General features: G+C 73.1%; 20 protein-coding genes. 10 read left to right on the top strand and 10 right to left on the bottom strand.

The genetic code is table 11. From position 1 onward, the window contains the following. Positions 1-3: 3 nt before the first annotated feature. From ACPXCS_RS36300 to ACPXCS_RS36290, 3 genes are read right to left on the bottom strand one after another with little or no spacing between them, the layout of a single operon-like run. Entirely contained in the window at positions 4-984 is a 981-nt protein-coding gene (locus tag ACPXCS_RS36300; RefSeq protein WP_425944573.1) for an ABC transporter substrate-binding protein, read from the bottom strand. Beyond that, complete coding sequence (locus ACPXCS_RS36295; RefSeq protein WP_425944572.1) at positions 981-1,850, bottom strand: ABC transporter ATP-binding protein; 870 nt, start codon at positions 1,848-1,850, stop codon at positions 981-983. The genes ACPXCS_RS36300 and ACPXCS_RS36295 overlap by 4 nt, the downstream gene beginning before the upstream one ends. 51 nt (positions 1,851-1,901) lie before the next feature. Beyond that, positions 1,902-2,468 (bottom strand): MSMEG_1061 family FMN-dependent PPOX-type flavoprotein, encoded by a 567-nt coding sequence (locus tag ACPXCS_RS36290; RefSeq protein WP_425944571.1) that lies wholly within the window; start codon positions 2,466-2,468, stop codon positions 1,902-1,904. A 109-nt stretch (positions 2,469-2,577) separates the two neighbouring features. Here ACPXCS_RS36290 and ACPXCS_RS36285 point away from each other — a divergent pair, with 109 nt between their 5' ends. Beyond that, a complete protein-coding gene (locus tag ACPXCS_RS36285; RefSeq protein WP_425944570.1) occupies positions 2,578-3,492 on the top strand; it encodes a HipA family kinase in 915 nt (304 codons plus the stop codon). Continuing rightward, entirely contained in the window at positions 3,489-3,776 is a 288-nt protein-coding gene (locus ACPXCS_RS36280; protein ID WP_425944569.1) for a SelT/SelW/SelH family protein, read from the top strand. The genes ACPXCS_RS36285 and ACPXCS_RS36280 overlap by 4 nt, the downstream gene beginning before the upstream one ends. On the opposite strand, the gene aceB is transcribed toward ACPXCS_RS36280, so the two are convergent. Then, positions 3,766-5,391: a malate synthase A gene (aceB, locus tag ACPXCS_RS36275; RefSeq protein ID WP_425944568.1), complete on the bottom strand. Its 1,626-nt coding sequence runs from the start codon at positions 5,389-5,391 to the stop codon at positions 3,766-3,768. The genes ACPXCS_RS36280 and aceB overlap by 11 nt on opposite strands. 205 nt (positions 5,392-5,596) lie before the next feature. Then, the gene (locus ACPXCS_RS36270; RefSeq protein WP_425944567.1) at positions 5,597-6,208 is read right to left on the bottom strand and encodes a nucleotidyltransferase family protein; all 612 of its coding nucleotides are present in this window, start codon (positions 6,206-6,208) and stop codon (positions 5,597-5,599) included. A 231-nt stretch (positions 6,209-6,439) separates the two neighbouring features. Here ACPXCS_RS36270 and ACPXCS_RS36265 point away from each other — a divergent pair, with 231 nt between their 5' ends. Continuing rightward, positions 6,440-6,733: a DUF5955 family protein gene (locus tag ACPXCS_RS36265; RefSeq protein ID WP_425944957.1), complete on the top strand. Its 294-nt coding sequence runs from the start codon at positions 6,440-6,442 to the stop codon at positions 6,731-6,733. Between the two features lie 24 nt (positions 6,734-6,757). Here ACPXCS_RS36265 and ACPXCS_RS36260 read toward each other — a convergent pair whose 3' ends face one another. Both ACPXCS_RS36260 and ACPXCS_RS36255 read right to left on the bottom strand, forming a co-directional pair. After that, positions 6,758-7,441: a DUF6304 family protein gene (locus ACPXCS_RS36260; RefSeq protein WP_425944566.1), complete on the bottom strand. Its 684-nt coding sequence runs from the start codon at positions 7,439-7,441 to the stop codon at positions 6,758-6,760. Beyond that, positions 7,438-8,235 carry an IclR family transcriptional regulator gene (locus ACPXCS_RS36255; protein WP_425944565.1) on the bottom strand — a complete coding sequence of 266 codons (798 nt, stop codon included), beginning with the start codon at positions 8,233-8,235 and terminating at the stop codon, positions 7,438-7,440. The genes ACPXCS_RS36260 and ACPXCS_RS36255 overlap by 4 nt, the downstream gene beginning before the upstream one ends. 164 nt (positions 8,236-8,399) lie before the next feature. On the opposite strand from ACPXCS_RS36255, the gene allB reads away from it, so the two are divergent. Beyond that, positions 8,400-9,740, top strand: a complete 1,341-nt coding sequence (allB, locus tag ACPXCS_RS36250; RefSeq protein ID WP_425944564.1) for an allantoinase AllB — start codon at positions 8,400-8,402, stop codon at positions 9,738-9,740. 38 nt (positions 9,741-9,778) lie between these two features. Beyond that, positions 9,779-10,894, top strand: a complete 1,116-nt coding sequence (gene alc / locus ACPXCS_RS36245; RefSeq protein ID WP_425944563.1) for an allantoicase — start codon at positions 9,779-9,781, stop codon at positions 10,892-10,894. A 367-nt stretch (positions 10,895-11,261) separates the two neighbouring features. Here the strand turns inward: alc and ACPXCS_RS36240 are convergent, their stop codons facing one another. Beyond that, positions 11,262-12,005, bottom strand: a complete 744-nt coding sequence (locus tag ACPXCS_RS36240) for an SDR family NAD(P)-dependent oxidoreductase (RefSeq protein WP_425944562.1) — start codon at positions 12,003-12,005, stop codon at positions 11,262-11,264. Between the two features lie 179 nt (positions 12,006-12,184). On the opposite strand from ACPXCS_RS36240, the gene ACPXCS_RS36235 reads away from it, so the two are divergent. Both ACPXCS_RS36235 and ACPXCS_RS36230 read left to right on the top strand, forming a co-directional pair. Next, positions 12,185-12,811 (top strand): dihydrofolate reductase family protein, encoded by a 627-nt coding sequence (locus ACPXCS_RS36235; RefSeq protein ID WP_425944561.1) that lies wholly within the window; start codon positions 12,185-12,187, stop codon positions 12,809-12,811. A gap of 117 nt (positions 12,812-12,928) precedes the next feature. Continuing rightward, a complete protein-coding gene (locus ACPXCS_RS36230) occupies positions 12,929-13,324 on the top strand; it encodes a ribonuclease (protein ID WP_425944560.1) in 396 nt (131 codons plus the stop codon). Between the two features lie 54 nt (positions 13,325-13,378). Here ACPXCS_RS36230 and ACPXCS_RS36225 read toward each other — a convergent pair whose 3' ends face one another. Then, positions 13,379-13,579 carry a hypothetical protein gene (locus tag ACPXCS_RS36225; protein WP_425944559.1) on the bottom strand — a complete coding sequence of 67 codons (201 nt, stop codon included), beginning with the start codon at positions 13,577-13,579 and terminating at the stop codon, positions 13,379-13,381. A 181-nt stretch (positions 13,580-13,760) separates the two neighbouring features. Between ACPXCS_RS36225 and ACPXCS_RS36220 the strand changes: the two genes are divergently transcribed. Continuing rightward, positions 13,761-15,023, top strand: coding sequence for a sensor histidine kinase (locus ACPXCS_RS36220; protein ID WP_425944558.1), 1,263 nt, complete (start codon positions 13,761-13,763; stop codon positions 15,021-15,023). A gap of 127 nt (positions 15,024-15,150) precedes the next feature. Continuing rightward, a complete protein-coding gene (locus ACPXCS_RS36215; protein ID WP_425944557.1) occupies positions 15,151-15,864 on the top strand; it encodes a response regulator transcription factor in 714 nt (237 codons plus the stop codon). A gap of 11 nt (positions 15,865-15,875) precedes the next feature. On the opposite strand, the gene ACPXCS_RS36210 is transcribed toward ACPXCS_RS36215, so the two are convergent. Then, positions 15,876-16,898 carry a Gfo/Idh/MocA family protein gene (locus ACPXCS_RS36210; protein ID WP_425944556.1) on the bottom strand — a complete coding sequence of 341 codons (1,023 nt, stop codon included), beginning with the start codon at positions 16,896-16,898 and terminating at the stop codon, positions 15,876-15,878. 128 nt (positions 16,899-17,026) lie between these two features. Here ACPXCS_RS36210 and ACPXCS_RS36205 point away from each other — a divergent pair, with 128 nt between their 5' ends. Further along, positions 17,027-17,764, top strand: coding sequence for a GntR family transcriptional regulator (locus ACPXCS_RS36205; RefSeq protein ID WP_425944956.1), 738 nt, complete (start codon positions 17,027-17,029; stop codon positions 17,762-17,764). Positions 17,765-17,856 lie beyond the last annotated feature (92 nt).

Here is a 17,856-nt window from a genome sequence, read left to right as displayed (position 1 = left end):
GCGTTACTTCGTCAGCGCGCCGACGAGGGCGTCGATGTACGCCTCCATCGAGCCGGGACCGCCGAACATCCAGATGCCGTCGGGCAGCCGGTGCACGTCGCCCGCCTTCACGAACGGCAGGGAGGTCCACACGGCGTTCTTCTTCAGCTGTCCGGCGAACGGGTTGCTGGCCTTGTCGCCGTCGTTGCCGATGTAGGCGAAGGCGGTGTCCTTCGGCAGGCCGGTCAGGCCCTCCACGTCGGTGGTGCCCAGACCGTAGGCCGGGTCGCCCTTGACCTTCCAGGCGTTCTTCAGGCCGAGTTCCTCGTTGACGGAACCGATGAGGGAGCTGCTCGTGTACGGGCGGATGGAGACCTGGTTGGACGTCACGTACCCGTCGGCGAAGGCGACAGGGCTGCCGTCGAGCTGGGCGTCGGCGAGGGTCTTGCGGCCCGCGGCGACCTTGGCGTCGAAGCTCTTGCGGGCGGCCTCGGCCTTGTCGGTGGTGCCGGTGGCCTTCGCGATCAGGTCGAGGTTCTTGAACATCTGCCCGATCTGGTCGGCGGCGTCGGCCGGCTTGATCTCCAGCACCGGGGCGATCTTCCGCAGCTGCTTCACGGCCGCGTCCGGCAGGTCGGAGCTGGCCACGATCAGGTCGGGGGAGAGCGAGGCGATGGTGTCCATGCTCGGCTCGCCGCGGGTGCCGATGTCCTTGGGCTCGTTCTTCAGCGGGACGGCAGTGTCCCAGGTCTTGTAGCCCTTGACGTCGGCGACGCCCACCGGGTCGACGCCGAGGGTGAGGAGGCTCTCGACCTCGTTCCACTCGGTGGCGACGACCTTCTTCGCCGGGCCGTCCAGCTGCACCTTCGCGCCGGTGGCGTCGGTGAGGCTGATGGCCTCGGACTTCTTGTCCGTGCTGTCCGCGGCCGGCTCGGTGGTGCCGCAGGCGGCGAGGGTGAGCGCCGCGGCGGTGGTGGTGGCCGCGGTGAGAAGGAGGCGTCTCATGAGGTGGTGCCGAGCCTTTCGCTTCGGGTGGTGCGGGTGTGGTGGCGGCCGATCGGACGGGTCCGCAGCCGGCCGGTGAGGGGGTCGGTGTCGACGTCGATCCGGATGCCGTAGACGGCGGTGAGGCGCTCCGGTGTCAGGACGTCCTCGGGTGTGCCGTCGGCGACGATCCGGCCCGCTTCGAGCAGCGTGATCCGGTCGGCGATCGCCGCCGCCTGGTCGAGGTCGTGCAGGACGACGCCCACGGCGATGCCGTGGTCGTCCGCCAGGTCGCGGACGAGGTCGAGGAGTTCGATCTGGTACCGCAGGTCGAGGTAGGTCGTGGGCTCGTCCAGCAGGAGCACGCCTGTCTCCTGCGCGAGGCAGCTCGCGAGCCAGACGCGCTGCAGCTGCCCGCCGGAGAGGTGGTCAGCGCCGCGCCCGGCGAGGTCCGTGACCCCGGTCAGGGCCAGCGCCCGCTCGACCGCGGCCGAGGCGTCCGCGTCCGGACGGCCGAAGCGGCCCCGGTAGGGGTAGCGGCCGAACTCCACGAGGTCGCGCACGGTCAGACCGCTGGGTGTGGGCCTGCCCTGGGTCAGCAGGGCCACGTGCCGGGCGAACTCCCGGGCGGTCAGGGCCAGTCCGTCGATGTCGCCGTCGATGCGCAGCCCGGCCCGGCGGGCCCGCTGCAACCGGGCGATCGTCCGCAGCAGCGTCGACTTCCCGCTGCCGTTGGGGCCGACCAGGACGGTGACCTCCCCGGGCCGCAGCGCGATCGCCGCGTCGTGCACGACGTCCACGCCGTCGTACGACACGGTCACGTCCGTGGCCGACAGTTCATGCCCGCGCAGACGCTGTCTGCCGGCGGGTGCTTCACCAGATCTCACGAGGCGAAGGTTAGCCTAACCTAAGTGTAGGTCGGGAGGGGGGTACCCGGCTCAGCCCGCGGCCGGCCAGGAGGCGGGGTCCCACAGGCCCGAGCGGCGCAGCGACGCGGGGCAGTGCAGGTAGATCTCGTCGATGTCGACGACCAGGGCGAGGGAGGGGCGCCGGCCCTCGTGGGCCATGGCGTCGAAGAACGGGGCGTCCGTGAGGATCCGGGCCCGGCCGTTGACGCGCAGGACCTCCTTGCCGCCGGGTATCAGGTACAGCAGGCCGGCGTGCGGATTGTCGAGGATGTTGTGCAGGCTGTCGCCGCGCCGGTTGCCGGGCCGGTCCGGCAGGGCGATCGTGCCGGAGTCGACGACATGGGTGAACCCGGGCGCGTCACCGCGCGGCGAGACGTCGCAGTCGCCCCGCGCGTCGGCGGTGGCCAGCAGGCAGAAGGGGGAGCGGGCCAGGATGTCCCGGTCCGGGTCGGTGAGCCGGTCGTGCACCTTCTCGATCACCACGGGCCAGGGTTCGCCCAGCAGGTCCCGCAGCTCGGCGCGGGAGGACAGCTCGGCCCAGCCGTCCTCGGACGTGGTGCCCGGCCCGTTCCCGGCGGTGTCGGTCGTGTGCGGCATGGCCGGCTCCCGTGCTCGGATCTGATAGAAGTTAGGCTTGGCTAACCTTAATCGACTCTCGGGTCGGATGATCACTCCGGCGGCCGCGTCGCCCCGGTACGGTGGGGGGATGCTGTCCGAGGTCACCGCCACCCGCTACATCGAGCCCCTGCGCTCCGGCGGTTCCGTCCCCGGGATCGTCGAGGCGGACGACCTGGGCACGTACGTCGTGAAGTTCACCGGCTCCGCGCAGGGCCGCAAGGCGCTGGTCGCCGAGGTGATCGTGGGCGAACTGGCCCGGGCCCTCGGGCTGCGGTTCCCGGAACTGGTCCTGGTGCACTTCGACCCGGCCATCGCCGGCGACGAGCCCCACCAGGAGGTGCGGGGCCTGCACGCGGCCAGTGCCGGAGTGAACCTCGGCATGGACTACCTGCCGGGCGCCCGGGACTTCACCCCCGACATCGCCCGGGTCTTCCCCGTCGATCCGCTGGAGGCCGGCCGGATCGTCTGGCTGGACGCCCTGACCGTGAACGTCGACCGCACGGTCCACAGCTCCAACCTGATGGTCTGGCCCACCCTGGGCGTGGCGCCGCCGCGCCTGTGGCTGATCGACCACGGCGCCGCCCTCGTCTTCCACCACCGCTGGGACGGCACCGACCCCGCCAAGTCCTACGACTTCCGGCACCACGCCCTCGGCCACTACGCGCCCGACGTCCGGGCCGCCGACGCCGAACTCGCCCCCCGGGTCACCGGGGAACTGCTGCGCCGCATCCTCGCCGAGGTCCCGGACGCCTGGCTCGCCGACGACCCGGCCTTCGCGAGCCCGGACGCGGCGCGCGAGGCGTACGTGGCGTACCTCCACGCGCGCGTGCAGGCCTCCGGGGCGTGGCTGCCCACCGACTTCCCCAGCCGGGAGGAACTCGCCGCCGAGGAGGCCCTGCGGGCGGCGCGCAACCAGCAAGGACGTCCCGCGTGGCTGAAGCAGGTCCCCGACCTGCACGGCAAGCCCGCGGCCCGACAGGATTGGTCGGTGCACCTCGGATGAGTGGCCGTGTCGAGATCGAGTACTGCACCCAGTGCCGCTGGCTGCCCCGGGCGGCCTGGCTGGCGCAGGAACTGCTCACCACCTTCGAGGCGGAGCTGACGGAGCTGGCCCTGAAGCCGGGCACCGGCGGGGTGTTCGTGGTCCGCGTCGGCGACGAGGTCGTCTGGGACCGCCGCGCGCAGGGCTTCCCGGAGCCGACGGCGGTGAAGAAGGCCGTACGCGACCGAGTGGCCCCGGGCAAGACCCTGGGCCACTCGGAGCGGCAGCGGCCGGTCAGCCCCTGAGCCGCTCGTACGCCGGCAGCGTGAGGAAGTCGGCGTAGTCCTCGTCGAGGGAGACCTGCAGCAGCAGGTCGTGCGCCTCCTGCCAGGTGCCGGCCGCGAAGGCCTCCTCGCCGATCTCGGCCCGGATCGCGGCGAGTTCCTCGGCGGCGACCTCGCGCGCCAGTTCGGCGGTGACCCGCTCGCCGTTGTCGAGGACGACGCCCGCGTTGATCCACTGCCAGATCTGCGAGCGGGAGATCTCGGCGGTGGCCGCGTCCTCCATCAGGTTGAAGATGGCCACGGCGCCCAGGCCCCGCAGCCAGGCCTCGATGTAACGGATGCCCACCTGCACGGCGTTGACCAGGCCCGCGTACGTCGGCTTGGCGTCGAGCGAGTCGACGGCGATGAGATCGGCCGCCTTGACGTCGACGTCCTCGCGCAGCCTGTCCTTCTGGTGGGGCTTGTCGCCGAGGACCCTGTCGAAGGACTCCATGGCGATCGGCACCAGGTCCGGGTGGGCGACCCAGGAGCCGTCGAAACCGTCGTTCGCCTCGCGGTCCTTGTCGGCGCGGACCTTCTCGAAGGCGACCTTGTTGACCTCGGCGTCCCGGCGTGAGGGGATGAAGGCCGCCATGCCGCCGATGGCGTGCGCCCCGCGCTTGTGGCAGGTGCGGACGAGGAGTTCGGTGTAGGCGCGCATGAACGGGGCGGTCATCGTCACCGAGTTGCGGTCCGGCAGCACGAACCGGGCGCCGCCGTCACGGAAGTTCTTGACGATGGAGAACAGGTAGTCCCAGCGGCCCGCGTTCAGCCCGGAGGCGTGGTCGCGCAGCTCGTAGAGGATCTCCTCCATCTCGTACGCGGCCGTGATGGTCTCGATGAGGACCGTGGCGCGGACGGTGCCGTGGGGGATGCCGCAGTACTCCTGAGCGAAGACGAAGACGTCGTTCCAGAGGCGGGCCTCCAGGTGCGACTCCGTCTTGGGCAGGTAGAAGTACGGGCCCTTGCCCAGGTCGAGCAGGCGCTGGGCGTTGTGGAAGAAGTACAGGCCGAAGTCGACGAGCGCGCCGGGCACGGGCCTGCCGTCGGCGTCGGCGAGGTGGCGCTCGTCCAGGTGCCAGCCGCGCGGGCGCATGACGACCGTGGCGAGTTCCTCGTTCGCCTTCAGGGCATAGGACTTGCCCGACTTCGGGTCCGTGAAGTCGATGTTCCGGGTGTAGGCGTCGATCAGGCTGAGCTGGCCCGTGACGACGTTCTCCCAGGTGGGCGCGGAGGCATCCTCGAAGTCCGCGAGCCACACCTTCGCGCCCGAGTTGAGGGCGTTGACGGTCATCTTGCGGTCGGTGGGGCCGGTGATCTCGACCCGGCGGTCGTTCAGGGCGTCCGGGGCCGGGGCGACCTTCCAGGAGTCGTCGGCGCGGATCCCGGCGGTCTCCGGGAGGAAGTCCAGGGTGGAGGTGCGGGCGATCTCGGCGCGGCGCTCGGCGCGGCGGGCGAGGAGTTCGTCACGCCGGGGCGTGAACCGCCGGTGCAGCTCGGCCACGAAGGCGAGCGCCGCTTCGGTGAGGACCTCCTCCTGCCGGGGCAGGGGCTCGGCGTCGACGATGGCCAGCGGGGACGGCGCTGGAGCGGACATGAACGGTCACTTCCTTCAGCGAGCTGTGAAGACGAGCCGGCGGTGGCACCCGGTGCCAGTCTTCCCGGATACGGCGTCAGGCGCCCGGGGAGCCGCCGGGCGCTTCTGAACAGTGGATAGTAGTTTCCTCATAGTGGAAGTTCAATCGTCTGTTGATGTCGAGATTCTCTGGGTCGAGGCAAGGTGGCGCTCCGTGCCACCCCCTTCACTCCAGGTGGACCAGATCGGCCTCGGTGTCGATGTCGAAGGGCCGGGCCACGTCCGCGCACTCCACGAGCGCGAGCTCCGGCGCGTGTTCCTTCAGGTAGGCGCGTGCCCCCCGGTCCCCGGTGGCAGTCGCGGCCACACCCGCCCAGTGGGCGGCCCCGAACAGCACCGGATGGCCGCGCACCCCGTCGTAGGCGGCCGACACCAGGGACTCCTCGCCCGTGCCGGCCCCGAGCACCCGGGCCACCGCCCGCGGGCCGATGCCGGGCTGGTCGACGAGCGAGACCAGGGCGGCCCGTGCGTCCGTACCGGCGAGCGACTCCAGTCCGGCCCGCAGGGACGTCCCCATGCCCTGCTCCCACGCCGGGTTGTCGACGAGGACGCAGTCCGCCAGATCGGCCCGGGCGCGCACCTCCTCGGACCGCGCGCCCAGCACCACGTGCACACGGGAGCACCCGCCCTCGCGCAGGACCCGCACCGCGTGCTCCACCAGCGGGCGCCCCCGGTGGCTGAGCAGTGCCTTGGGGCGGCCCCCCAGCCGCCGCCCGCCCCCCGCGGCGAGCAGCAGGGCAACCACACCCGCCCCGTCCGTCGTCTTCCCAGTCGTCATGGATCCTGCTTACCGCACCTTCCCGGGCCCGGTGGTCACTCAGCGAGACAAGTCGATGACGCAATGGACTGGCGCCCGGTGGTCCGCGTCGTTTACTGTCGCCCGCACCGACCGGCCGGGCGCACGGGCGCTGCCCGGTGCGCAGGCATGCGGGCCGGTGCGGCACACGCACGACGAGGTGCGAGGGGGAGGACTGTGTTGCGGAGCGTGCAGCAGAAGCGGCAGGGGCCTGTGACCGGCAGCGACGAGGATCCGCGGGTGACGGAGCTGCGCTCCGCCGTGGCCCGGCTGCGCCGTCGTCTCGCCGCCCACCCCGGCGAGTTCGCCGACCGGACCATCGCCGAGGAGGAACTGGCCGCCCTCGCGGCCATGGCCGCCGCGGGCACCCCCGAGATCCCGCGGCTGCGCCGCTCCCTGCTGCTCGTCGCGGGCGCGATCGGCTCGGTCAGCGCGCTGTCCCCCGGCCTCACGGAGCTCCGCCGGGCGGTGGACCTCTTCGGCGGACCGGTGCGCGGGCAGGGCTAGCCGGGCAGCGCCGGCCGGGGCGCGTTACGGGAAGGTGCCCCGGTAACCCCCGTGCGCGCCGCGGGCCTCGAACTCCCCGCACAGATGCGTCTCCTGCACGTATTCCGTGCGCGCCGGCCAGAGCGCGAAGACGCCCCGCGGGCCGTGTTTGCCCTCGACCCGGCGGTAGCGGTCCTTGACGTCCCGGAAGCAGGCCAGGCCGGTCATCATCCCGTGGCCCGCCGGGCTGAAGTCCGACCAGGCGCACGCGATGCACGCCCGGATCCGGAATCCGGCCGGGAGGCGGTGCTGGATGTCGTACAGGGCCGTCTCGAAGTCGAGGTGGTCCTCCGCGCCGTAGGCGTGCCCGCCGAGGCGCAGGGTGACGGTCAGGCGCTCCTCGCTCAGTCCGCCGTGGGGAGCCGGCACGGGGTCGCCCAGCCGCAGGCCGCAGTGCAGCACGCCCGTCAGGCGGCCCTGTCCGGCGACGTCGAGCGGCAGCGGCACGTCCCACTCCAGCAGGCACGAGCAGAGGTGGCCGTCGAGGAAGCGGAACATCCGCTCCGGCGGCGTGCCGGCCAGGGCGCCCAGGCAGTCCATCGTCTCGCCCTCGAAGGGGACGCCCCTGATCGTCGTGCGGATCAGCTCCCGGCCGTCGGACTCGAGGACGATCTCCTGCGAGCCGTGCCGGTCGGTGTAGCGGCCCGGCAGCCGCTGTAAGCCGCTCACGCCGGATTCTGGCTGGCCAGCGCCCGCGACAGCTCGTCGGCGATCTGCTGGAGCACCGGCACGATCTTCTCCGTCGCCGCCTCCGTGACCCGGCCGGCCGGGCCGGAGATGGAGATGGCCGCCGCGGTGGGGGAGTCGGGCACCGGCACCGCGAGGCACCGCACCCCGATCTCCTGTTCGTTGTCGTCGACGGCGTAGCCCCGGCGGCGTACGTCCTCCAGTGCCGCGAGGAAGCCGTCGGCGGTCGTGATGGTCTTCTCCGTGGCCGCGGGCATGCCCGTTCGGGCCAGCAGCGCCCGCACCTCCTCCGGCGGGAAACCGGCCAGCAGGGCCTTGCCCACGCCCGTGGAGTGCGGCAGCACGCGCCGGCCGACCTCGGTGAACATGCGCATCGAGTGCTTCGAGGGCACCTGCGCCACGTAGACGATCTCGTCCCCGTCCAGCAGCGCCATGTTCGCCGTCTCGCCGGTCTCCTCCACCAGCCGCGCCAGGTACGGCCGCGCCCAGGTGCCCAGCAGCCGGGAGGCCGACTCGCCGAGGCGGATCAGGCGGGGGCCGAGGGCGTACCGCCGGTTGGGCTGCTGGCGTACGTACCCGCAGGCCACCAGCGTGCGCATCAGGCGGTGGATGGTCGGCAGCGGCAGCCCGCTGCTCGCGGACAGCTCGCTCAGGCCGACCTCGCCGCCCGCGTCCGCCATCCGTTCGAGCAGGTCGAAGGCGCGCTCCAGGGACTGGACCCCGCCGTTCGACGAGGACCGGGCGGAGTCGGTGGTGCTGGCGCTGGACGTCGGCACGGGGCGTTCCTTTCGGGTAACATTTCGCTTCCCGGTATGTTAATTCCGCTTTGCGGAAAAGTCCAGGGGGTGGTCGCCGGTGCCGTCCTGTAGCAGTGTGCCCTTGACGGGGCCGGAGCGGGAGTGAAGACTCCTTCAACAGAATGTTGAAGAAAGGGGTTCGGGTGTCCGACGCTGAACTGGTGCTCCGCTCGACGCGTGTCATCACTCCCGAGGGGACCCGCGCCGCCTCGGTCGCGGTCTCCGGCGGCACGATCACCGCCGTCCTTCCCCACGACGCCCCCGTGCCCGGCGGGGCCCGCCTGGAGGACCTGGGCGACCACGTCCTGCTGCCGGGCCTGGTCGACACCCACGTGCACGTCAACGACCCCGGCCGCACCGAGTGGGAGGGCTTCTGGACCGCCACCCGCGCCGCCGCGGCCGGCGGCATCACGACCCTCGTCGACATGCCCCTGAACTCCCTGCCGCCCACCACCACCGTCGCGCACCTGCGCACCAAGCAGCGGGTGGCCGCCGACAAGGCGCACATCGACGTCGGCTTCTGGGGCGGCGCCCTGCCCGACAACGCCGAGGACCTGCGCCCGCTGCACGAGGCCGGGGTGTTCGGCTTCAAGGCGTTCCTGTCGCCGTCCGGGGTGGACGAGTTCCCGCACCTGGAACGCGAACCGCTGGCCCGCGCGATGGCCGAGATCGCCGCCTTCGACGGCCTGCTCATCGTGCACGCCGAGGACCCCCACCTGCTGGCCACCGCCCCGCAGCACCCCGGCCCCCGGTACGCCGACTTCCTCGCCTCCCGCCCCCGGGACGCCGAGGACAGCGCCATCGCCCAGCTCATCCGCGAGGCCAAGGCGCTGAACGCGCGCGTGCACGTGCTCCACCTGTCCTCCAGCGACGCCCTGCCGATGATCGCGAAGGCGCGGGCCGAGGGCGTGCGCGTCACGGTGGAGACCTGTCCCCACTACCTGACCCTCACCGCCGAGGAAGTCCCCGACGGCGCCAGCGAGTTCAAGTGCTGCCCGCCGATCCGCGAGGCCGCCAACCAGGACCTGCTCTGGCAGGCGCTGGCCGACGGCACCATCGACTGCGTCGTCACCGACCACTCGCCGTCCACCGCCGACCTCAAGACCGACGACTTCGCGACGGCCTGGGGCGGCATCTCCGGGCTCCAGCTGAGCCTCGCCGCGGTGTGGACCGAGGCCCGCAGGCGCGGGCACGGCCTGGAGGACGTGGTCCGCTGGATGTCGGCGCGGACCGCCGAACTCGTCGGGCTCGACGACCGCAAGGGCGCCATCGCCGCAGGCCGCGACGCCGACTTCGCCGTCCTGGCCCCCGACGAGACCTTCACCGTCGACCCGGCCTCCCTGCAGCACCGCAACCGCGTCACGGCGTATGCCGGCAAGACCCTGTACGGCGTCGTGAAGTCCACCTGGCTGCGCGGGCAGCGCATCGTCGCGAACGGCGAGTTCACCGAACCGAAGGGGCGGCTCCTCACCCGGACCCACTGAATCCCATCCCGGACACCCGAAAGGAAGACCTGATCATCGTGACGGCGATTCCCCGTTTCACCGGCGACGCGAGCCCCTACGGAGGCGGCGACCCCTACGCGGACTACCGCACCGCCGACTTCCCCTTCACCCCGTACGCCGATCTCGCCGACCGGCGCCTCGGGGCCGGAGTCATCGCCGCCAACGACGAGTTCTTCGCCCAGCGCGAGAACCTGCTGGTGCCCGAGCGCGCCGAGTTCGACCCGGAGCACTTCGGGCACAAGGGCAAGATCATGGACGGCTGGGAGACGCGCCGGCGCCGTGGCGCCTCCGCCGAGCACCCGTGGCCGACCGCCGAGGACCACGACTGGGCGCTCGTCCGCCTCGGTGCCCCCGGAGTGATCCGCGGGATCGTCGTCGACACCGCCCACTTCCGGGGCAACTACCCGCAGGCCGTCTCCGTCGAGGGCGCCTGCGTGCCGGGCTCCCCGTCGCCGGAGGAACTGCTCGGGGACGACGTGAAGTGGACGACCCTGGTGCCGCGCACCGCGGTCGGCGGCCACGCGGCGAACGGTTTCGACGTCGCCGTCGAGCAGCGCTTCACGCACCTGCGGGTCAACCAGCACCCCGACGGTGGCATCGCCCGCCTGCGCGTCCACGGCGAGGTCGTCCCCGACCCGGCGTGGCTCGCGGCGCTCGGCACCTTCGACGTCGTCGCCCTGGAGAACGGCGGCCGGGTCGAGGACGCCTCCGACCTCTTCTACTCGCCCGCCACCAACACCATCCAGCCGGGCCGCTCCCGCAAGATGGACGACGGCTGGGAGACGCGCCGCCGCCGCGACACGGGCCACGACTGGATCCGCTACCGGCTCGCCGCCCAGGCGGAGATCCGCGCCCTGGAGATCGACACCGCCTACCTCAAGGGCAACAGCGCCGGCTGGGCGTCGGTGTCGGTGAGGGACGGCGAGGACGGCGACTGGCGGGAGATCCTGCCCCGCACCCGTCTCCAGCCCGACACCGACCACCGCTTCGTCCTGCCGGAGCCGGCCGTGGGCACGCACGCGCGCGTGGACATCTTCCCGGACGGCGGCATCTCCCGCCTGCGCCTGTTCGGCTCCCTCACCCAGGAGGGCACGAGCCGCCTGGTGGCCCGCCACCAGGAGCTGGGCGGCTGAGCCGACCCCGACCCATGGGGCACACCGGCCGGCACCGGTGTGCCCCACGGCTGCTGCGCGAGCCCCACACCGGGAGTGGTTGCACGTGCCCGGGCTTGTCTCACGTCCCGGCGTGCCGTACGGGTGCGTCTCCCGTCGGGAGCGGCTGGAGGCGTCCGGCCTGTCCCACGTGCCGACGTGCCGACGTGCCGCACGGGTGTGCCTCACTTCCGGAGCCACTGCACGCGTTCCGGCGTGCCGCACGCGTGTGCCTCACCTCGGGAGTCGCAGCGCGCGTCCCGGCGTGCTTCAAGGGTGCGCCCCACGCCGGGAGCCGCTGCACGCGGCCCGGGCTGGCTGGCTCACGCCCCGCCGTGCCGCAGGCGCGTCACGCCGCGTGGCCGCCGTCCACGGCGAACTCCGCTCCCGTCACGAACGTCGCCCCCGCGAGGTACGCGACCGTCGACGCCACCTCGCCGGCCGTCCCGAAGCGGCCCAGCGCGGTCAGTGCCGCCTGCCCGGCCGCCCAGGGGCCGTCCGCGGGGTTCATGTCCGTGTCGATCGGGCCGGGGTGCACGAGGTTCGCCGTGATGCCCCGTCCCCCCAGCTCCCGGGCCAGCGCCCGGGTCAGGCCGGTCAGCGCGGACTTGCTCATCGTGTAGAGCGTCCCGCCCGGCCCCGGTACCCGCTGGGCCATGCAACTGCCGACCGTGATGATCCGCCCGCCTTCGCGCATCAGCGCCGCGGCCGCCTGGGAGGCCAGGAAGACGGCGCGGACGTTCACCGCGAGGACTCGGTCCACCTGCGCGAGGGACAGGGTCTCCAGCGGCCCGAGCACCCCTACGCCCGCGTTGTTCACCAGGACGTCGAGACCGCCCAGCGCCTCGGCCGCCGCGTCCACCACACCGGCCGCCTCGGCCGGATCCGCCGCGTCCGCGCGCAGCGCCACCGCCCGCCGCCCCAGCCCCTCCACGGCCCGGACGACCTCCTCGGCGGCCTCCTTGCCGTTCACGTAGCTCACCGCCACGTCCGCGCCCTCCAGGGCCAGCCGCAGAGCCGCCGCGGCACCGATGCCCCGGCTCCCGCCGGTCACGAGAGCCACCTTGCCGTCAAGAGTTCCCTGTGAAGTCATGCCTCCATCCCACCCGCCACCCCGGGGCCGTGCTGGCGGCGAACGGACGTCGAGTTCCCGCCCGGCCGGCCGGGCGGGGCACGCCGGACGGCCCAGCGACGGGTTGCGGGGCCCGGCGGGGTCTGAACCGATGGCACCAAGACCTCGCACCCACCGGCTCCGGAAGGAAGACACCCGCCATGGGCAAGCTCGTCTCCACGCTCTTCATCACCCTCGACGGCGTCTACCAGGCGCCGGGCGGCCCGCGGGAGGACACCCGGGGCGGTTTCACCCACGGCGGCTGGAGCTTCCCGTACGCCGACGAGGACTTCGGCCGGTTCATCAACGAGGTCTTCGCCCGCCCGGGCGCCTTCCTGCTGGGCCGCCGGACCTACGACATCTTCGCCACCTACTGGCCGAAGGTGACCGACCCCGCCGACCCGGTCGCCTCCAAACTCAACTCCCTGCCGAAGTACGTGCCTTCGGCGACCCTGACGGACCCCGGCTGGGCGGGCACCACCGTGCTCTCCGGCGATCTCGCCGAGGAGGTCACCGCCCTGAAGGAGCGCACCGACGGCGAGGTCCAGGTGCACGGCAGCGGGGCCCTGGTCCGCTCCCTGGTGCAGCTCGGCCTCGTCGACACCCTCCACCTGCTGACCTTCCCCGTGGTGCTCGGCTCCGGCTTCCGGCTGTTCCCCGAGGGCGCCGCGCCGACCGCCTTCGAGCACGCCGGGGGCAGTGTCACCGGCGCGGGCGTCTCGGTGCAGACGTACGACGTGGCGGGCCGCCCGCAGTATGGCGAGTTCGGACTGCCGGAGGGCGCCTAGAGCCCGTCCGGCGGCGGCACGCGGCAGGTTAACTTCCCGCGAACTCACGGGACGAGACGGGAAAATCTCTCGACTTGTCATTGACATGCCACTGTCTACGCGCGTCATCATGTGCGCATGAATTTCCCCCCACGCGCCTCGCGGCTCGGCGCAGCAGCCGCCCTCCTGTCCGCCCTGCTCGTCGGCGGTTCGGTCACCGCCACCACCGCCACCGCGGCCCCCACAGCCGTCGGCGACATCTGCTACAGCGCCCTGCCCTCGCAGGCCCACGACACGCTCGACCTGATCGAGCAGGGCGGCCCCTACCCCTTCGACCAGGACGGCACCGTCTTCCAGAACCGGGAGGGCATCCTGCCGAGCCAGTCGTCCGGCTACTACCACGAGTACACGGTCATCACCCCGGGCTCCTCCACCCGCGGCGCCCGGCGCATCGTCACCGGTGAGCGGAGCCAGGAGGACTACTACACGGCCGACCACTACGCGTCGTTCGACCTGATCGACCACGGCTGCTGAACCGGGCCCCTCCTCGGCGCACACCGGCCGGAAGTCCGTCGCGTCCGGCGGACCTCACACGGACTTCCGGCTCCCGGCCGCCGCGAACAGGGCGACGCCCAGCACCAGCAGGGCGACGCTCGCGTAGACCTCGTGGCCGTCGAGGAACCCCAGACGCTGCACGAGGCCCCAGTCCCAGTCGGTGAACTCGTGCACCAGCCCCGCCACGCCCTGCACCACGGCGAGGAAGCCGAGCATCTCCAGTAGCTGCTTCATGCCTCCCGACCCTCGCCCCGCGGACCCCCCTCGCACATCGGCCGCGGGGCGAGCTCCCGGGGACGGAAGTCCACGCTCCGGCGGGCCGGCCGCGCCGAAAGTCGGCACCGGTGCGACTTCGGTCGACGATCCGGGCAGCGGGGCGGCCGAACAGGCCCCGGGCTGCGTAGATTCGTCGACCGTGAACGGTGAGAACGCGGCGCGGACCTCCACGGTGCCGGCGGAGCAGACGCTGGCGCTCTTCACCGGGCCCCGGTGGTTCATCCCCTCCGCCCTGCTGCACGAACTCGACCCCGGCGCGGCGCGGCCCCGGCGCACCGCCCGCGACTGGGCGGTGGACTTCTCCTGCTTCCTGCTCGCGGTCGTCGTGGGCGCGACGGCCCTCGACGCGCTCCTGCGCAACCCGCACATCCCGCAGGGACTCGCCGTCGTCGACCAGGTCGTCGGCGCGCTGGCCTGCGCGGCGGTGTGGCTGCGCCGCCGCTGGCCGCTGGGGCTGGCCGTGGCGATGGTCCCCGTCACCTTCGTCTCGGACACCGCGGGCGGCGCCGGCATGATCGCGCTGTTCACGCTGGCCGTGCACCGCCCCTTCCGCTACGCGGCCTGGGTGGGCGGCGTCAACACGGCCCTGGTTCCCCTCTACTTCTGGCTGCGCCCCGACACGGACGTCCCCTACGTGGTGAGCGTGCCGTTCGTCGTGCTGCTCACCGCGGCGGTCGTCGGCTGGGGCATGTTCGTGCGGGCCAAGCGGCAGCTCATGGTCAGCCTCAGGGACCGCGCCCGGCGGGCCGAGACGGAGGCGCGGCTACGGGCCGAGCAGGCCCAGCGGCTCGCCCGCGAGGCCATCGCGCGCGAGATGCACGACGTGCTCGCGCACCGGCTGACCCTGCTCAGCGTGCACGCGGGCGCCCTGGAGTTCCGGCCGGACGCGCCGCCGGCGGAGACGGCCCGGGCGGCGGGCGTGATCCGGGAGAGCGCGCACGAGGCGCTGCAGGACCTGCGGGAGATCATCGGCGTGCTGCGGGCCGGCGAGCCGGACGACACCGGCCGTCCGCAGCCGACGCTCGCGGCGCTGGACACCCTGGTCGCCGAGTCCCGGGAGGCGGGCATGAAGGTCGCCCTCGACCTGCGCGTCGACGACCCGGCCGCCGTCCCGTCGTCCGTCGGCCGCACCGCCTACCGGATCGCCCAGGAGGGCCTGACCAACGCCCGCAAGCACGCCCCCGGCACGGAGGTCACGGTCTCGGTGACGGGAGCGCCGGGCGACGGACTCACCGTCTCGCTGCGCAACCCGGCCCCGGCGGGGGAGGTGCCTCCCGTCCCCGGCTCCGGGCAGGGGCTGATCGGCCTGACGGAACGGGCGACCCTCGCGGGCGGCCGGCTGGAGCACGGCGCCACGCCGCAGGGCGGGTTCGAGGTCCGGGCGTGGCTGCCGTGGGGGTGAGGGGCGGGGGCCGCGCGGCCGGCGCCCCGTCGCCGTGCCGGTGCCGCCCGGCCGGCGCCCCGTCGCCGTGCCGGTGCCGCCGCCGTTCCCGCCCTGCCCGCGCGGCAGCCGTGGTTACGTAAGCGCCATGACTGCGATCAGACTCCTCCTCGTCGACGACGATCCGCTGGTGCGGGCCGGGCTGTCCCTCATGCTGGGCGGGGCCGGCGACATCGAGATCGTCGGCGAGGCGGCCGACGGGGGCGAGGTGGAGTCCCTCGTCGACCGCGTCCGCCCCGACGTCGTGCTCATGGACATCCGGATGCCGGGCGTGGACGGCCTCACCGCCACCGAGCGGCTCCGCGGCCGCGAGAAGGCACCGCAGGTGATCGTCCTCACCACGTTCCACGCCGACGAACAGGTGCTGCGGGCGCTGCGCGCGGGTGCCGCCGGGTTCGTCCTCAAGGACACCCCGCCCGCCGAGATCCTCACGGCGGTGCGCCGCGTCGCGGCCGGCGACCCGGTCCTGTCGCCCGCCGTCACCCGCCAGCTGATGCGGCACGCCGCGGGCACGGCCGCCGACACCCGCCGCACGCGCGCCCGCGCGCGCATGGCCGGCCTCAACGACCGCGAGCGCGAGGTCGCCGTCGCCGTCGGCCGCGGCCTGTCCAACGCCGACATCGCCGCCGGCCTCTACATGAGCGTCGCCACCGTCAAGACGCACGTCTCCCGCGTCCTGGCCAAGCTCGGACTGGACAACCGCGTGCAGATCGCGCTGCTCGCCTACGACGCGGGCCTCCTCGACGACGAGGACGAGGGCCGCCGGGAGCACCCCGAGCGGCAGCAGCCCCAGGGGCGCTGAGCGGCGGGGCCTCAGGCGAACGCGGCGGCGGCCCCGCCGGGGATCTCCGCGAGCCGCACCGGCCTGCGCTCCCGGCGCGACACCTCGCACGCCTCGGCGACCCGCAGCGCCTGCAGGGCCTCCCGCCCGTCGCAGGGGTTGGCCCGCTCCCCCCGGACGACCTCCACGAACGCGTTGAGCTCCGCCTCGTAGGCCGGTCCGAAGCGCTCCAGGAAGCCCGTCCAGGGCTTGTCCGCGGCCGGCGGCCCGGTCGGCTCGGTGGACGCGATCGGCGTACGGTCGTCCAGCCCCACCACGATCTGGTCGCGCTCCCCGGCCAGCTCCATGCGCACGTCGTAGCCCGCCCCGTTCAGCCGGGCTCCGGTGACCGTGGCGAGCGTGCCGTCGTCGAGGGTGAGCAGCGCCGCCCCGGTGTCGACGTCCCCGGCCTCACGGAACATCGCCGGCCCGGCGTCCGACCCGGTGGCGTACACGTCGGCCACCTCCCGGCCCGTCACCCAGCGCAGCACGTCGAAGTCGTGGATCAGCGTGTCCCGGTAGAGCCCGCCGGACACCGGCAGCCACGCGGCCGGCGGCGGCACCTGGTCGCTGGTCAGCGCCCGCACGGTGTGCAGCCGGCCCAGCCGGCCCGCGCGCACCGCCTCGCGCGCCCCCGCGTAGCCCGTGTCGAAGCGGCGCTGGAAACCCATCTGCAGCACCGTCCCGGCCGTCTCCACCTCGGCGATCGCGCTCAGCGTCCCCGGCAGGTCCAGCGCGATGGGCTTCTCGCAGAACACCGGCAGCCCCGAGCGTGCTGCCCGACCGATCAGTTCGGCGTGGGCCGACGTGGCCGTCGTGATCACCACGGCGTCGACCCCCCAGCGGAAGATCTCCTCCACACCGGGCGCGGCCGTCTCACCCAGCCGGTGCGCCAGGTCCTGGGCCCGCGCGGGGTCCGCGTCCGTGAGGATCAAGGACCCCACGTCGCGGTGCCTGCTGAGGGTGTTCGCGTGGATCGTGCCGATGCGGCCCGTACCGATGACGCCGATGCGCATGGGAACAAAGTGCGGGTACAGCCCGCCGCTGTCAATCTGTATGTCCGGACAATCTGACTACACAACTTCCCGTCAACAACGCACGGAGCTACGCTCAGCGCGTGCCGAAACCAGAAGTGGACCCGACCGTGCAGCTGGACCTCAGCGTGGACCGCAGCTCACCCGTGCCGTTGTACTTCCAGCTGTCCCAGCAGCTGGAGGCGGCGATCGAGCACGGCACACTGACGCCCGGCAGCCTGCTGGGCAACGAGATCGAGCTCGCCGCCCGGCTCGGCCTGTCCCGGCCGACCGTGCGCCAGGCCATCCAGTCGCTCGTCGACAAGGGCCTCCTGGTGCGCCGCCGCGGCGTCGGCACCCAGGTCGTGCACAGCCAGGTCAAGCGCCCACTGGAGCTGAGCAGCCTCTACGACGACCTGGAGGCGGCGGGCCAGCGCCCCGCCACCAAGGTCCTCGTCAACACGGTCGTGCCCGCCTCCGCCGAGGTCGCCGCCGCCCTCGGCGTCGCCGAGGACAGCGACGTCCACCGCGTGGAGCGCCTCCGCCTCGCCCACGGCGAGCCCATGGCCCACCTGTGCAACTTCCTGCCCCCCGGCCTGATCGACCTCGACACCGGCCAGCTGGAGACGACGGGCCTGTACCGCCTGATGCGCGCGGCGGGCATCACCCTCCACAGCGCGCGGCAGTCGATCGGCGCCCGGGCGGCGACCCAGGCCGAGGCCGAGCGGCTGGCCGAGGACGCGGGCGCGCCGCTGCTCACCATGCAACGCGTCACGTTCGACGACACGGGCCGCGCCGTCGAGTACGGCACCCACACCTACCGCCCGACGCGCTATTCCTTCGAGTTCCAGTTGCTCGTGCGTTCCTGAGAGGCTCGCACGACCGCGCGGCGGGCCCCCACGCACCGGCACCCGGCGACGATCCGCACCACCCCTGTGCACCGCACCCCGCCGTCCCGTGA

The sequence above is a fragment of the Streptomyces sp. DT190 genome (assembly GCF_049846985.1).
Lineage (GTDB): Bacteria > Actinomycetota > Actinomycetes > Streptomycetales > Streptomycetaceae > Streptomyces.
The sequence above is the reverse complement of the archived record's forward strand: the minus strand, read 5'-3'. Positions and strand labels throughout refer to the sequence as shown.